General features: G+C 59.0%; 9 protein-coding genes and 1 pseudogene. 8 read left to right on the plus strand and 2 right to left on the minus strand.

The genetic code is table 11. The annotated features are described in order from the left end of the window. Positions 1-3 precede the first annotated feature (3 nt). Positions 4-990 carry a catabolite repressor/activator gene (gene cra, locus I6L34_RS21290; protein WP_058057665.1) on the minus strand — a complete coding sequence of 329 codons (987 nt, stop codon included), beginning with the start codon at positions 988-990 and terminating at the stop codon, positions 4-6. 296 nt (positions 991-1286) lie between these two features. On the opposite strand from cra, the gene fruB reads away from it, so the two are divergent. From fruB to I6L34_RS21310, 4 genes and pseudogenes are all read left to right on the plus strand, one after another. Continuing rightward, the gene (gene fruB, locus I6L34_RS21295; protein WP_216955299.1) at positions 1287-2387 is read left to right on the plus strand and encodes a fused PTS fructose transporter subunit IIA/HPr protein; all 1101 of its coding nucleotides are present in this window, start codon (positions 1287-1289) and stop codon (positions 2385-2387) included. Continuing rightward, on the plus strand, positions 2387-3376 hold the full coding sequence (pfkB, locus tag I6L34_RS21300) for a 1-phosphofructokinase (protein WP_216955300.1): 990 nt from the start codon (positions 2387-2389) through the stop codon (positions 3374-3376). Before fruB ends, pfkB begins: the two co-directional genes overlap by 1 nt. Further along, positions 3373-5109 carry a PTS fructose transporter subunit IIBC gene (gene fruA / locus I6L34_RS21305; RefSeq protein WP_075114721.1) on the plus strand — a complete coding sequence of 579 codons (1737 nt, stop codon included), beginning with the start codon at positions 3373-3375 and terminating at the stop codon, positions 5107-5109. Before pfkB ends, fruA begins: the two co-directional genes overlap by 4 nt. Positions 5110-5904: 795 nt before the next feature. After that, positions 5905-7223, plus strand: a pseudogene (locus I6L34_RS21310) (IS4 family transposase). Positions 7224-7289: 66 nt separating this feature from the next. On the opposite strand, the gene metG reads toward I6L34_RS21310, so the two are convergent. Next, positions 7290-9323 carry a methionine--tRNA ligase gene (gene metG, locus I6L34_RS21315; RefSeq protein ID WP_041202234.1) on the minus strand — a complete coding sequence of 678 codons (2034 nt, stop codon included), beginning with the start codon at positions 9321-9323 and terminating at the stop codon, positions 7290-7292. 186 nt (positions 9324-9509) lie between these two features. On the opposite strand from metG, the gene apbC reads away from it, so the two are divergent. The 4 genes from apbC to I6L34_RS21335 all read left to right on the plus strand — a co-directional run bounded on the left by apbC (position 9510) and on the right by I6L34_RS21335 (position 13840). Further along, positions 9510-10592: an iron-sulfur cluster carrier protein ApbC gene (gene apbC / locus I6L34_RS21320; protein ID WP_058058179.1), complete on the plus strand. Its 1083-nt coding sequence runs from the start codon at positions 9510-9512 to the stop codon at positions 10590-10592. A gap of 110 nt (positions 10593-10702) precedes the next feature. Continuing rightward, on the plus strand, positions 10703-11347 hold the full coding sequence (gene udk, locus I6L34_RS21325; protein ID WP_041207717.1) for a uridine kinase: 645 nt from the start codon (positions 10703-10705) through the stop codon (positions 11345-11347). A 63-nt stretch (positions 11348-11410) separates the two neighbouring features. After that, positions 11411-11992: a dCTP deaminase gene (gene dcd / locus I6L34_RS21330; protein WP_005336719.1), complete on the plus strand. Its 582-nt coding sequence runs from the start codon at positions 11411-11413 to the stop codon at positions 11990-11992. Positions 11993-12370: 378 nt separating this feature from the next. Further along, the gene (locus I6L34_RS21335) at positions 12371-13840 is read left to right on the plus strand and encodes an inorganic phosphate transporter (protein WP_075114720.1); all 1470 of its coding nucleotides are present in this window, start codon (positions 12371-12373) and stop codon (positions 13838-13840) included. Positions 13841-13917: the final 77 nt, after the last annotated feature.

Genomic DNA, 13917 nt, shown 5'->3' on the forward strand with positions numbered 1-13917 from the left:
GACTTAGCGGCGGCGCTTGAGGGTGCGGCTCACATAGTGCAGCCCGCTCTGGTATTCGCCGTTCACCGCCTTGAGCGCCAGCTCCAGCGCCTGGCTCGCCAGCGCGTCGTGCTGCTGGGGCAGGGAGTTGATGCCAAAGGGGAGGAAGTCAAGCAGCCGATCGTCCCCGAAGGTGGCCATGGCGAGCTGGCTCATATCGATCTCTTGTTCCAACAGGTAGTCGAGTACCCCCTCCATCAGGATATAGGAAGTAGTGATCAGCGCTTCGGGCAGCTGACCCAGCTGCTGGTGCAGATCCTTGATCAGGCGATACCCCTCAAGGCGGGAGAAGTGATCCCCCTCGCACAGATGGCGAGCCGCGCTGTGACTGGCGACCGCCTGCTCGAAACCGGCTTTGCGCTCCTTGCTGATCGTGAGTGCCGGCAGCGCGGTGATCAAGGCGATATGGCGCAAGGTCGGGGTGAGCAGGGAGCTGGTGAGATCAAAGCTCGCCTTCTCGTTTTCACTGGCGACGGTGACGAACTTGTCGGCGGCCATCGCCCGGTCGATGGCGAGGATTTGGCTGCCTTGCGCCTGCAATTTGCCGTAGAAGGGGTCGTCTGGCGGCAGGCAACTGGCCACCAGCAGGGCATCCACATGGCGGCTCACCAGCATCTGGGCCAGCTCTTTTTCGGTGGCGGGATCATCCTCCGAGCAGACGATCAGCAGCTGATATCCCTGCGCCCGGGCCCCCTGTTCCAGCCGTTTGGCCAGCTTGGCGTAACTGGCGTTTTCAAGGTCGGGCAGGATAAAGCCGAGGGTCTTGGTTTGGCCGCCGCGCAGGGAGGCGGCGCGGCTGTCCGGCTGGTAGTTATGGGCGGTGACAACGGCCATCACCTTGTCGCGGGTGGCCTGACTGATGCGGTATTGGTCGGCCTTGCCATTGATCACATAGCTTGCCGTGGTGCGCGAGACACCGGCGAGGGCGGCGATTTCATCCAGTTTCATCATATTGGCTCTGTTTGAGTTGCAAGGCCCACGGTCACTGCCGGGTGAGGGCACCGAAAAGTGTGCGCGGGATCATATCATTGAAAAGCACTCTTTGTGGGTACTTGATCAATTCGCTGAAACGATTCAGTCTGAGTGTAGGTGAAACGATTCAGCCTGTCAGCAACGAAGAGACCCAGTGGCCTGAAAATCGGGCCCCGATCACAGTGAACCGTGCTCGGGTCTATTGTCAGCTGGCGAGTAACCCGAATGTTCAATTGTGACGTACCGGCGCGGCCGGAACCTGATGGAGAGTCTCTATGTTGAAGTTGGCGCGAGAGCAGATCTTGCTGGGACAGTCGGTGGCGACCAAGTCGGACGCCATTGCCCTGCTGGCAGGCAAACTGACCGAAGCCGGTCTGGTGGAAGCAGGCTATGTGGATGGGATGCTGTCCCGTGAAGCGCAGCATGCCACCTATCTTGGCAGCGGCATCGCCATTCCCCACGGCACCACCGACACCCGTCATCTGGTGAAGAGCACCGGCGTCATGGTGGCCCAGTTCCCCAATGGTATCGAGTGGGATGAGGGGCAGATCGCCTACGTCGCCATCGGCATCGCCGCCAAGTCCGACGAACATCTGGGCATTTTGCGCCAGCTCACCCATGTGCTGGGTGACGAGCAGGCGGCTGCCCAGCTCAAAGAGGCCACCGATGCCGACACCATCATCAATGTCCTGACCGGTGCCACTGCCGCCAAAGAGGTACAATACCTGACCCTGGCTGACTTCCCAGCGGATGATCGCGACCAACTGCTGCTGGGAGCCGCCGCCCGCGCCAAGTCTGCGGGCTGGGGCGATGCCGCCATGGTGAGCGCCCTGCTGGCAAGCGAACCTGCCTATCTGGGCGAGGGCGTCTGGCTGGCCCGGGCGCAAGCGGCCCAGACCGGCTGGGTGTTGGCAACGCCTAGCAGCGAACTTCGCGCAGGGGATCTGCCGGTCAGTGCCATGCTGCTGCTGTGCGCCGCAGATAGCAGCCATCTGCCGCAACTGGAGAATCTGGCCAAACTGGCGGCCGCTGGTCAGCTGGCTACGCTGGCGGGCGGCGAGGGGCTGGCCATGTTGCAGGCGGGCCCCGCGAGTGGTCTTTCTGAAACCTTCACCATCATCAACCCCCACGGCCTGCATGCCCGTCCGGGCGCCATGCTGGTCAAGGTGGCCAAAGAGTTTGCATCCGACATCCGGGTTGCCAATCTGGATGGCAGCGGCGAGGCGGTCTCCGCCAAGAGCCTGATGAAGGTGATCGGCCTTGGGGTCAAGTGCGGGCACCGTCTGGCATTTCGCGCCGAAGGGGCGGATGCCGAAGCGGCTCTCAAGGGGATCGGTGAGGCGATCGCCGCTGGTCTCGGCGAGGGGGCGCATTGATGAAGATTGTCACCATTACCCTCAACCCCGCCCTTGATCTCACCACTCGTCTCGAGGCGATGAGCCTTGGCGAGGTCAATCTGGTGAGCGAGGCCAACCTGCGTGCGGCGGGCAAGGGGATCAACGTCGCCATGGTGCTCAAGGATTTGGGCCGCGAGGTAGGCGTCACCGGCTGGCTGGGCGCTGACAATGAACAGAGCTTTGTCTCCCTGTTTGCAGAGCGGGCGCTGGATGATCACTTTGTCCGTGTCGCGGGCAGCACCCGCATCAACGTCAAGATCTCCGAGCAATCCGGTCGGGTCACCGATCTCAATCTGCCGGGGCTCACCATCCAGCAAGGGGAGGTGAGCGCGCTGGAGCAGGCCATCGACCAATTGGCCCCTCACGCCGACTGGTTTGTGCTGGCGGGCAGCTTGCCCAAAGGGGTAGCCCCCGATTACTGCGCCCATCTGATCCGCCTGCTCAAGGCCAAGGGCAAGCAGGTGATCTTCGATTGCAGCGGCGCGGCGTTAAGCGAAGGGATCAAGGCGGCGCCGACCCTGGTCAAACCCAATCTGGAGGAGCTGAGCCAGTGGGCGGGCCCCCCCGTCAAGACGCTGAGCGAGCAGGCCGAGTGTGCCCGCGCGCTGCAGGCCAGCGGGATCCCCAACGTGGTGATCTCCAACGGCGCCGATGGCCTCATCTGGTTTGCCCCGGATGCCGTTTGGCAGGCCATTCCGCCGCGGATGCAGGTGGTCAGCACCGTGGGTGCCGGCGATTCGCTGGTGGCAGGTCTCGCCCATGGTCTGAGCCTTGGCTGGGCGCCGGAGCAGACCCTGCGGCTGGCCACCGCCGTCTCGGCCTTGGCGGTCAGTCAGGTGGCGGTCGGCTTTGACGATATCAATGTGCTCAACCCTTTACTTGAACAGGTGCGCGTAGAGCGTCTGGAAGCGCTGGCACCGGTTCAATGCCATACCCCCTCAATGGAAAACTCAGGAGATGCCCAATGAAAGCAATCTTGGTTACGGCTTGCCCGGCGGGCATTGCCACCAGCTTTCTCGCTGCAAAACGGATAGAACAGCAGGCCAAACTGGCTGGCTGGGAACTCACCCTCGACGTCGGCTCCAGCGTGCAACCCCATCAGGTGCCGAACAAGGAGCAGATTGCCGCCGCCGACTTGGTGCTGGTTGTCGCCAGTGCTCCGGTGGATCTCGCCGCCTATGATGGCAAGCAGGTCTATCAGGGCAGCATGGATCTCGCCCTGCAGGATCCGGCCGCCTTGCTGGAGGCAGCAACCAGCGGCGCCAGTGTCTATCGCCATCAAGCCGCCTCCGCCGTTGCCAATGCTGCCGCCAAACCGGCCGCCGCTGGCAAGCGCATCGTGGCTGTGACCGCCTGTCCGACCGGGGTGGCCCACACCTTTATGTCGGCAGAAGCGCTGGAGACCATGGCCAAACAGTTGGGTTATCAGATCCGCGTCGAGACTCAAGGCTCGGTCGGTGCCCAGAACGCCCTGACTACCGAGGAGATTGCATCCGCTGATCTGGTGTTCCTCGCCACCGATATCGAGGTGGACATGGCCCGTTTCGACGGTAAGCCGGTCTATCGCACCAGCACCGGTGCGGCGCTCAAGAAAACCCGCGCCGAGCTCGACAAGGCGTGGAGTGAAGCGAAAACCTATCGCCACAGCGGTGCCAGCCAACCCAAGAAAGAGGAAAAAGCTGGCCCCTACAAGCACCTGCTGACCGGCGTCTCCTTCATGCTGCCGATGGTGGTGGCGGGCGGCCTTATCATCGCGCTCTCATTCGTGTTTGGTATCGAGGCGTTCAAGGTGGAAGGCACTCTGGCCGCGGCTCTGATGAAGATCGGTGGCGGTTCCGCCTTTGCCCTGATGATCCCGGTGCTGGCCGGTTACATTGCCTACTCCATCGCTGACCGCCCGGGTCTCGCTCCCGGCATGATCGGCGGCATGCTGGCAAGCTCGCTGGGCGCCGGTTTCCTTGGCGGCATCGTGGCTGGTTTCCTGGCAGGTTACAGCGCCAAGTACCTGAGCGACAAGGTGCGTCTGCCGGTGACCCTGGAAGCGCTCAAGCCGATCCTGATCATTCCGCTGTTTGCCAGCCTGTTTACCGGTCTGGTGATGATCTACGTCGTCGGTGGCCCGGTGGCCGGCATCATGAATGCCATGACCACCTTCCTCAACAACATGGGCTCTGCCAACGCCGTGCTGCTGGGTGTCATCATCGGCGCCATGATGTGCTTCGACATGGGCGGCCCGGTCAACAAGGCAGCCTACGCCTTCGGGGTTGGCCTGCTGGCCTCCAAAACCTACGCCCCGATGGCTGCGGTGATGGCCGCTGGTATGGTGCCGGCGCTGGGCATGGGGATCGCCACCTTCCTGGCCCGCACCAAGTTCATCAAGGCGGAACAGGAAGCGGGCAAAGCCTCCTTCGTACTGGGACTGTGCTTTATCTCCGAGGGGGCCATTCCGTTTGCCGCCAAGGATCCGATGCGCGTTATCCCGGCCTGTATGGTTGGCGGCGCCCTGACCGGTGCGCTCTCCATGCTGTTTGGCTGCGAGCTGATGGCCCCCCACGGCGGTCTGTTCGTGCTCTTTATCCCGCACGCCATCAGCAACGTCATGATGTATATCGTGGCGATTGCGGCAGGCTCGCTGCTGACCGGTGTCTCCTACGCCATGCTCAAGCGCGGTGAAGAGCAGGCCAAGCTGGCCACGGCCTGATAGCTCATCCTCGATAACAGAAGATGATCAATGCCGCCCGGTTGCAAAACCGGGCGGCATTTTTATATGCCTTTTAAACAGAATCGTTGAGCAGCGGTTACTGAAGTCTCGCGTATCAGGGCCAGCGTCAGGCTCAGTTTCAACACTTAATTGTGTGGGGAAGGGCCGTAACCAATATCCCGTGTATAGATTGTGCTGCCGCTAGGATAGGGGGGAACTGGCGAACTTTCGGGAAGCAAATCTGTATCAGCGACAGTTACCTATATGTACATCTGTGTAGATGCAACCTGAGTTGATCATCAGTTGAACAAGACTTGAGGCTGGTTTGCTTTATGTCGACCCCCCCCATTTCTGCGAAAGGAGGATTCAGGTTTCGGTACAACCGAATGCCCTGGTTGGCAAGTATGCATTGAACCAGAGGATTCCATATCAAATGAATCTTGAACCCCACACCAGCCCATTGCAGACCGTTGTCTATACAACCATTTGTATGTCAACAAACAAGGTTTTAAACAAACAAAATCAGTTGGCCTCATGCTGAACATAGGCGCTGAAAAACTGGTTTCTCTGTTACGTGAAAAAGTAAACATGAGTTAACGCAGTGTTCAATGATAGAGAGATAACAGACAAAGCTGCTTTGCAGAGCATGGGGATTAATGTGTCTGTGAGTGCACAGGGGAAAAGAGAAATAAAAAAGCCACACCGGTTGGTGTAATGCCGATCAGTTAAGGATCCATTGACCGATCCTTCTGCTGTGTGAAAATCCGAAACCTGTTGATTGGTTTCGGATTTTTTATGCGTATCGCTCAAGCGCTCGACTTCCTCCACGCCAGTAATGCTGCTCAGTTTTAGTCACTCTCAGACCTCATTGCTCCCGAGCTCATCACGACGCTGCTCGCCGAAGAGGATGTCGTGACCCTGCGTCGCCGCCGTAGCCCATGGAGCGTCTGGTCTGGGCCATCTTCCGCCATGTCCCCATGACCCAGCTGGTCAATCAGCTCGATATCCTGTTGCCCGGCGACCGTCCTTTCGTTGCCCCCAGCGCCTTCCTGCAAGCTCGCCAAAAACTGGGGGACAAGAGCATCGAGCGGCTGTTTCACGAGACCGCCTCGCGTTGGCACCAGCAGGCCAACCACCCCGGTTGGGCCAGGCTGCAACTGCTCGCCGTCGATGGCGTGATGTGGCGCACCCCCGATACCCCGGACAATGACGCCGAGTTTGCCAAACCCGGCACCCAGCATGGCGAGACCACCTATCCGCAGGTGCGCATGCTTTGCCAGATGGAGCTGACCAGTCACCTACTTGTGCAGGCCGTCATGGAGAGCTGCGCCGTCAACGAGATGGTGTTGGCCGAACAGCTTGTCGCACGCACGCCGGACCACTCGCTCACCCTGTTCGACAAGGGGTTTTACTCTATCGGTCTGCTCCACGCCTGGCAAACCACTGGCAGCGAGCGGCACTGGCTGCTGCCACTCAAAAAGAGCACGCAATACGAGGTGGTGCGCAAGCTGGGGCGTCAAGATGTGCTGGTGCAGCTCAAGACCAGTCCACAGGCACGCAAGAAGTGGCCGCAACTGCCGGACACGGTGGAAGCCCGTTTGCTGACCCGCAACATCAGCGGCAAGGAGCGCCAAGTGTTGACCTCAATGGTCGACCCGATGCGTTTCCCGGGCGCTGACATCGTTGAGCTCTACAGCCAGCGCTGGGAAATCGAGTTGGGCTATCGGGAGATGAGGCACAGCCTGCAACAGCACCGGCTGACCCTGCGCAGCAAGAAGGCGACGGGGATACGGCAAGAGCTGTGGGGCGTGCTGCTGGCGTATAACCTCTTGTGCAGCCAGATGGTAAAGATGGCGGCGAGTCTGAAGGGATACACGGCGAACCAGTTGAGTTTTCACATGGCCTCGGTGTACCTCATCCATGAACTGAGCTGCATGCCGTACCTGTCACCGGGAAGCATCCCGAAGCGGGTGGCTGACCTGGAGAAACAAGCGGGCCAGTTTGTATTACCGGAGCGGAGCGAAGGGAGCGGAGTTATCCCCGCAGTGTGAAGGCAAGACCACAAAAGTATGCGGTGCAAAAAAGCCAATAAAAACAATGCCAGTCAGGCTTAACTGACTGGCATTAAGGCCGTTTGGCCTCTCTTCTCTATCTGGCTGTGGTCGCAGTCAGCGATACGCTTACTTGACGCGCATTCCAGGCTGGGCGCCTTCCTGCGGCTCCAGGATCCAGAGATCCTTGCCGCCCGGGCCTGCGGCCAGCACCATGCCTTCGGACATGCCGAAACGCATTTTGCGTGGCGCCAGGTTGGCCACCATCACGGTCAGTTTGCCTTCCAGATCTTCCGGGTTGTAGGCGGACTTGATACCGGCAAACACCTGACGGGTTTCGCCGCCGATATCCAGTTGCAGCTTGAGCAGCTTCTCGGCTTCCGGTACCGCTTCGGCCTTCTTGATCAGTGCCACGCGCAGGTCAATCTTGGCAAAGTCGTCATAGGTGATGGTTTCGCTGATGGGGTCATCAGCCAGCGGGCCGCTCACTTTCGGTGCCTGCTCTTTGGCCAGGTCTTCCTTGGATGCCTCGATCATGGCTTCAATCTTCGCAGGCTCGATGCGGGAGAAGAGGGCCTTGAACGGTGCAACGGTGTGATCGACCAGCGGCATCTCGATGCCATCCCAGCTGAGGGTTTCGGCCAGGAAGGCTTCGGCACGTTCGGCCAGCAGCGGCATGACGGGTTTGAGGTAGGCCATCAGTACGCGGAACAGGTTGATACCGACGGAGCAAACCGCTTGCAGCTCGGCATCTGCCCCTTCCTGCTTGGCGATGACCCAGGGAGCCTTGTCGTCCACATAGCGGTTGGCCTTGTCGGCCAGCGCCATGATTTCGCGGATGGCACGGCTGAACTCGCGGCTCTCATAGGCCTCGGCAATGGCGGTGCGGGCATTGGCAAACTCGGCGTAGAGCTCGGGCTCGGCGCAGGTGGCTGCCAGCTTGCCGCCAAAACGCTTGGCGATGAAGCCGGCGTTGCGGGAGGCGAGGTTGACCAGCTTGTTGACCACGTCAGCGTTGACGCGCTGCACGAAATCTTCGAGGTTCAGGTCCAGATCGTCGATGCGGCTGTTGAGCTTGGCGGCGTAGTAGTAACGCAGGCACTCCGGATCCAGGTGGTTCAGGTAGGTGGATGCCTTGATGAAGGTGCCCTTGGATTTGGACATCTTGGCGCCGTTGACGGTCACATAGCCGTGCACGTTGACCTTGGTCGGCTTGCGGAAGTTGGCACCTTCCAGCATGGACGGCCAGAACAGGCAGTGGAAGTAGGCGATGTCCTTGCCGATGAAGTGGTAGAGCTCGGCGTCGGAGTCCGCTTTCCAGTAGCTGTCAAAGTCGATGTCGCCACGCTTGTTGCACAGGTTCTTGAAAGAAGCCATGTAGCCGATGGGCGCATCCAGCCAGACGTAGAAGTACTTGCCCGGGGCGCCGGGAATTTCGAACCCGAAGTAGGGGGCGTCACGGGTGATGTCCCACTGCTGCAGGCCGCTTTCGAACCACTCCTGCATCTTGTTGGCCATCTCTTCCTGAATGGCGCCGGAGCCACGTACCCACTCAGAGAGCCATTTTTCAAACTGCGGCAGGTCGAAGAAGAAGTGCTCGGAGTCCTTCATCACCGGAGTGGCACCGGAGACGGCAGATTTTGGATCGATCAGCTCGGTCGGGCTGTAGGTGGCGCCGCAGCTGTCGCAGTTGTCGCCATACTGCTCCGGAGATTTGCACTTGGGGCAGGTTCCCTTGACGAAACGGTCCGGCAGGAACATCGATTTTTCCGGATCGAACAGCTGGGAGATGGTGCGGCTCTTGATAAAGCCACCATTTTTCAGGCGGCCGTAGATCAACTCCGCCAGCTCGCGGTTTTCGTCGCTGTGGGTGGAGTGATAGTTGTCAAAGCTGATGTTGAACCCGGCGAAATCGGCCTGGTGCTCCTTGGAGACCGCAGCGATCATCTCTTCCGGGGTGATCCCCATCTGCTGTGCCTTGAGCATGATCGGGGTGCCGTGGGCATCATCGGCACAGATGAAGTGCACCTGATGACCGCGCATTCGCTGATAACGAACCCAGATATCGGCCTGGATATGTTCCAGCATGTGGCCAAGGTGAATGGAGCCATTGGCATAGGGGAGGGCGCAGGTTACCAGCATTTTACGAGGATCAGTTGCCATATTACGTTCTTGATGTGCTTGTTGGGATGATAGAGTGCCGTGCATGTTACCCGAATTGGGGGTAGCCTGCCTAGGGTTGTGGCTGTGCCGGGCTTGGCCGGATGCACCATCTGTACCGCAGGCAAGCCACTGATTTGTGTGCGGTAACCGTTCACCTCAAGATAATGACAACATAATGAGGAGTTAATGGTGATTGATTCAGTAAAACAGATCCTCGCCGAATTTAAGCCGGCAGGCTGGAGCAAGGATCTGGTCGGTGCCGGATTTGTGCGCGACGTCATCAGCAAGGATCAAAGTCTCTCTGTCCGTCTGGTGTTGCCCTTTGCCGCGCTGTCGCTGCTCGATACCCTCAAGGAGGAGTTCGACGCCAGATTGCGCGCTGCCACCGGCGTCTCCCGCATCGACTGGCAACTTTCGATCGATGTGGCCAGCATGCCGCGGGCGCAGGGGCTCAACGCAGTGCAGGGGATCCGCAACATCATCGTCGTTGCTTCCGGCAAGGGCGGGGTGGGTAAGTCCACCACCGCGGTCAACCTGGCGCTGGCCCTGAAAAAGGAGGGGGCGCGGGTCGCCATTCTCGATGCCGATATCTATGGCCCCTCCATCCCTACCATGATGGGCACCCTCAAGGAGCGCCCGGTCAGTCATGATGGCAAACTGATGGAGCCGGTGATGGCCTGCGGTCTCAAGAGCAACAGCATCGGCTATCTGGTCTCCGAGCAGGATGCCACCATCTGGCGCGGCCCGATGGCGAGCAAGGCACTGGCGCAGATCCTCCACGAGACCCGCTGGGGCGAGGTGGATTATCTGGTGGTCGACATGCCACCGGGCACCGGTGATATCCAGCTCACCATGGCCCAGCAGGTGCCCACCTCGGCGGCGGTGATCGTCACCACCCCGCAGGATGTGGCGCTGGCCGATGCCCGCAAGGGGATCGCCATGTTCCACAAGGTCAATGTGCCGGTGCTCGGCATCATCGAGAACATGAGTTACCACGTCTGCAGCGCCTGTGGTCACCATGAGCCGCTGTTCGGTACCGGTGGCGGCCAGAAGATGGCAGAGCAGTATCAAGTGGCGCTGCTTGGTCAGCTGCCGCTGCACATCGACATCCGCCAGCACATGGATGATGGCTGTCCGACCGTCTTCAGTTCGCCGGAAGGAAGCCTGGCTAAGGCCTATTTGAAGCTGGCGCGCAGGGTGGGAGCTGAACTCTTTTTCAGCGCAAAACCGATTGCGACCCCGCTTTATACTGTCGCGCTGGATGAATAATCAGCTGTCGGTCACCTGATGGGGATTTGAGGGTGGGCATGGCCCACCCTTTTTCATATAATGGATCGGTTTAAACAATCCCCACTGCTCTTCTCTTTTAGGTATTTGTCATGTCTGATACTCAACATTCGTGTGTGATCATCGGTATTGCCGGCGCGTCCGCGTCTGGCAAAAGTCTTATAGCCCAGACCATTTATGAAGAGCTGGTGGCAGAACTGGGTGCAGGTCAGATTGGTGTGATCACCGAAGATTGCTACTACCGTGATCAGACCCACCTGACCATGGAAGAGCGGGTAAAAACCAACTATGACCACCCCAATGCGCTGGATCACGACCTGCTGGTTCAGCACCTGAGTCAATTGCTGAAAGGGGATGCGGTAGATATTCCCCAGTACTCGTACACCGAGCACACCCGGATGAGCGAGGTGACTCCGTTCGCCCCGCGCCGCGTGATTATTCTGGAAGGTATTCTGCTGTTGACCGACAGCCGTCTGCGCGACCTGATGGATGCCTCCATCTTTATGGATACCCCGCTGGACATCTGCCTGCTGCGCCGTCTGGTGCGTGACGTGCAGGAGCGGGGCCGTACCATGGACTCCGTGCTCAAGCAGTACCAGAAGACGGTACGTCCGATGTTCCTGCAGTTTATCGAGCCGTCCAAACAGTATGCCGATGTGATCGTGCCCCGTGGTGGCAAGAACCGCATCGCCATCGACATGCTCAAGGCGCGTATCCGCCACATGTTGATCGGTTAAGATGAAACAAGCCGGGTGATGCCCGGCTTTTTTAAAAGCACAATTTGTCAGGAGAGTCGCCCAATGCGTCTGTGTGATACCGATATTGAACGCCATCTGGATGAAGGCAAGATCGTCATTGAGCCACGGCCCGGGGTAGAGCGGATCAGTGGTGTCAGTGTCGATGTGCTGCTGGGTAACGAGTTTCGGGTGTTTCGCGATCATACCGCGCCCTATATCGACCTGAGCGGCCCGAGCAGCGAGATGGCCGATGCCATCGATCGGGTGATGAGTGACGAGATCCACATCCCCGATGGTGAAGCCTTCTACCTGCACCCGGGTCAGCTGGCGCTGGCGGTGACCTACGAATCCGTCACTCTGCCTGCCGATATCGTCGGCTGGCTGGATGGCCGCTCTTCATTGGCGCGCCTGGGTTTGATGGTGCACGTGACCGCGCACCGCATCGATCCGGGTTGGTCCGGTCGCATCGTGCTGGAGTTCTACAACGGCGGCAAACTGCCGCTGGCGCTGCGCCCGAAGATGAAGATCGGCGCCTTGAACTTCGAGATGCTCTCCGGCGTCGCGGCCCGTCCCTACAACAAGCGGGAAAATGCCAAGTACAAGAGCCAGCAGGGCGCTGTTGCCAGCCGTATCAATCAGGACTGATGACAGGCCACACAGCAACGATTCAAGGGAGCACAAGGTGCTCCCTTTTTGCATCTGGAATCAAACGGATATGGGGTTGATGGTGCTGGTCGGATGAGATTGGTGGGGCAGGGACGTTTTATCACCACTTTTGCCCGTTTTTATGTCATAAAAACGTCATAAAAATGAAATTATTGGCTTAATTGTCAGCTATTTTTGCCCTTTCCCGCAATCATTGATGGCTTTAATTAATCGATGGCAAGCCGCATGAAGACTGGCTCTAGGATATTTTTTTCCAAAAAGCTCTTTTTTTTTATGGCTGAAATATTTCAATGGTGGCTATGGTGTTGGCCGCCATCTGGCATAATCCGCCGCAACTCATAAACAGGCTTTTTTTTTATGTTTGAAATGTTTAGTGGTTTGGGTTTGTTGTGGTCAATCGGTTTGGTATTGGCCGTTTTTTTTGTGCTTGCCTATGAATTTATCAACGGCTTTCACGATACCGCCAACGCGGTAGCAACGGTTATCTATACCAAGGCGATGCCAGCTCACCTGGCGGTCGTTGCATCGGGGATCTTCAACTTTTTTGGCGTCATGTTCGGCGGTCTGGGTGTGGCCTATGCCATTGTCCATCTGCTGCCCATCGACCTGCTGCTTGGGATGGACTCCACCCAAGGGTTGATCATGGTCTTCTCCTTGCTGTTTTCCGCCATTGTGTGGAACCTGGGCACCTGGTTCTTCGGGATCCCGGCCTCCAGTTCACATACCTTGATCGGTTCCATTCTGGGGGTCGGCGGCGCCTATGCCTGGATCACCCATAAACCGGTGACAGAAGGGATTAACGTGGGCAAAGCAATCGACATCATGCTTTCCCTCATCATCTCTCCCACCATCGGCTTCATCATCGCGGCGCTGCTGCTGCTGGCGATGAAGCGCATCTGGACCAGCAACAAGATCCACAAAACGCCGGAAGAGCGCCAGCTGGTGGATGGCAAGAAACACCCGCCGTTCTGGGCGCGTCTGACCCTGGTGGCCTCGGCCATGGGCGTCAGCTTCGTGCACGGCTCCAACGATGGCCAGAAGGGTATCGGTCTGGTGATGCTGGTGCTGATCTGCATGGCGCCCGCCTATTTCGCGCTGGACATGAACAGCCGCGCTTATGACCTGGATCGGACCCAGGATGCCAACCAGCGCATCATGGAGATCTACCAGCGCAACCAGTCCGCCCTCTCGGACGTCATCAACTTCTCTGCACCGGCAACGGCTCAGGAAGAGCTGATGACCCACTGCTCCGCCGATGGCGTGCTGCAGGCGATGGCCACTCTGGATGCCCGTCTGGGTGCCGTGCGTACTTATGATCAGATGAGCCTGACCGACCGCCGCGAAGTGCGTCGTCTGCTGCTCTGTATCGATGACACCGCCCGCAAGGCTGCCAAGCTGCCGCTGCCAGCCAAAGAGCTGACCGATCTGGCCAAATGGCGCAAGGATCTGACCGCGACCGCTGAATACGCACCGACCTGGGTGATTGTCTCCATCGCACTGGCGCTCGGTTGTGGCACCATGGTGGGCTGGCGTCGTATCGTTCATACCGTGGGCGAGAAGATCGGCACTACCGGCATGACCTACAGCCAGGGCATTGCGGCCCAGATCACGGCAGCAACCTCCATCGGGGTCGCCAGTCTGACCGGTATGCCGGTGTCCACCACCCACATCCTCTCTTCTGCGGTGGCGGGGACCATGGTAGCCAACAAATCCGGCCTGCAGAGCCAGACCATCAAGACCATCCTGATGGCCTGGGTGTTGACTTTGCCGCTGACCATGCTGCTCTCCGGTGGTCTGTTCATCGTCAGCCACCATCTGTTTGGTTGATCTGCCGCGCTCATAACGCGCATCACAATGACAATGCCGCCCGGTCGAAAGATCGGGCGGCATTTTTTATATGCTGG

The sequence above is a fragment of the Aeromonas sp. FDAARGOS 1404 genome (genome assembly GCF_019047085.1).
GTDB lineage: Bacteria > Pseudomonadota > Gammaproteobacteria > Enterobacterales > Aeromonadaceae > Aeromonas > Aeromonas veronii.

What these genes read in the sequence shown, in the direction of transcription:
- cra (WP_058057665.1), bottom strand. Translation starts at nt 990, where the DNA reads ATGATGAAACTGGATGAAATCGCCGCCCTCGCCGGTGTCTCGCGCACC.
- fruB (WP_216955299.1), top strand. Translation starts at nt 1,287, where the DNA reads ATGTTGAAGTTGGCGCGAGAGCAGATCTTGCTGGGACAGTCGGTGGCG.
- pfkB (WP_216955300.1), top strand. Translation starts at nt 2,387, where the DNA reads ATGAAGATTGTCACCATTACCCTCAACCCCGCCCTTGATCTCACCACT.
- fruA (WP_075114721.1), top strand. Translation starts at nt 3,373, where the DNA reads ATGAAAGCAATCTTGGTTACGGCTTGCCCGGCGGGCATTGCCACCAGC.
- metG (WP_041202234.1), bottom strand. Translation starts at nt 9,323, where the DNA reads ATGGCAACTGATCCTCGTAAAATGCTGGTAACCTGCGCCCTCCCCTAT.
- apbC (WP_058058179.1), top strand. Translation starts at nt 9,510, where the DNA reads ATGGTGATTGATTCAGTAAAACAGATCCTCGCCGAATTTAAGCCGGCA.
- udk (WP_041207717.1), top strand. Translation starts at nt 10,703, where the DNA reads ATGTCTGATACTCAACATTCGTGTGTGATCATCGGTATTGCCGGCGCG.
- dcd (WP_005336719.1), top strand. Translation starts at nt 11,411, where the DNA reads ATGCGTCTGTGTGATACCGATATTGAACGCCATCTGGATGAAGGCAAG.
- I6L34_RS21335 (WP_075114720.1), top strand. Translation starts at nt 12,371, where the DNA reads ATGTTTGAAATGTTTAGTGGTTTGGGTTTGTTGTGGTCAATCGGTTTG.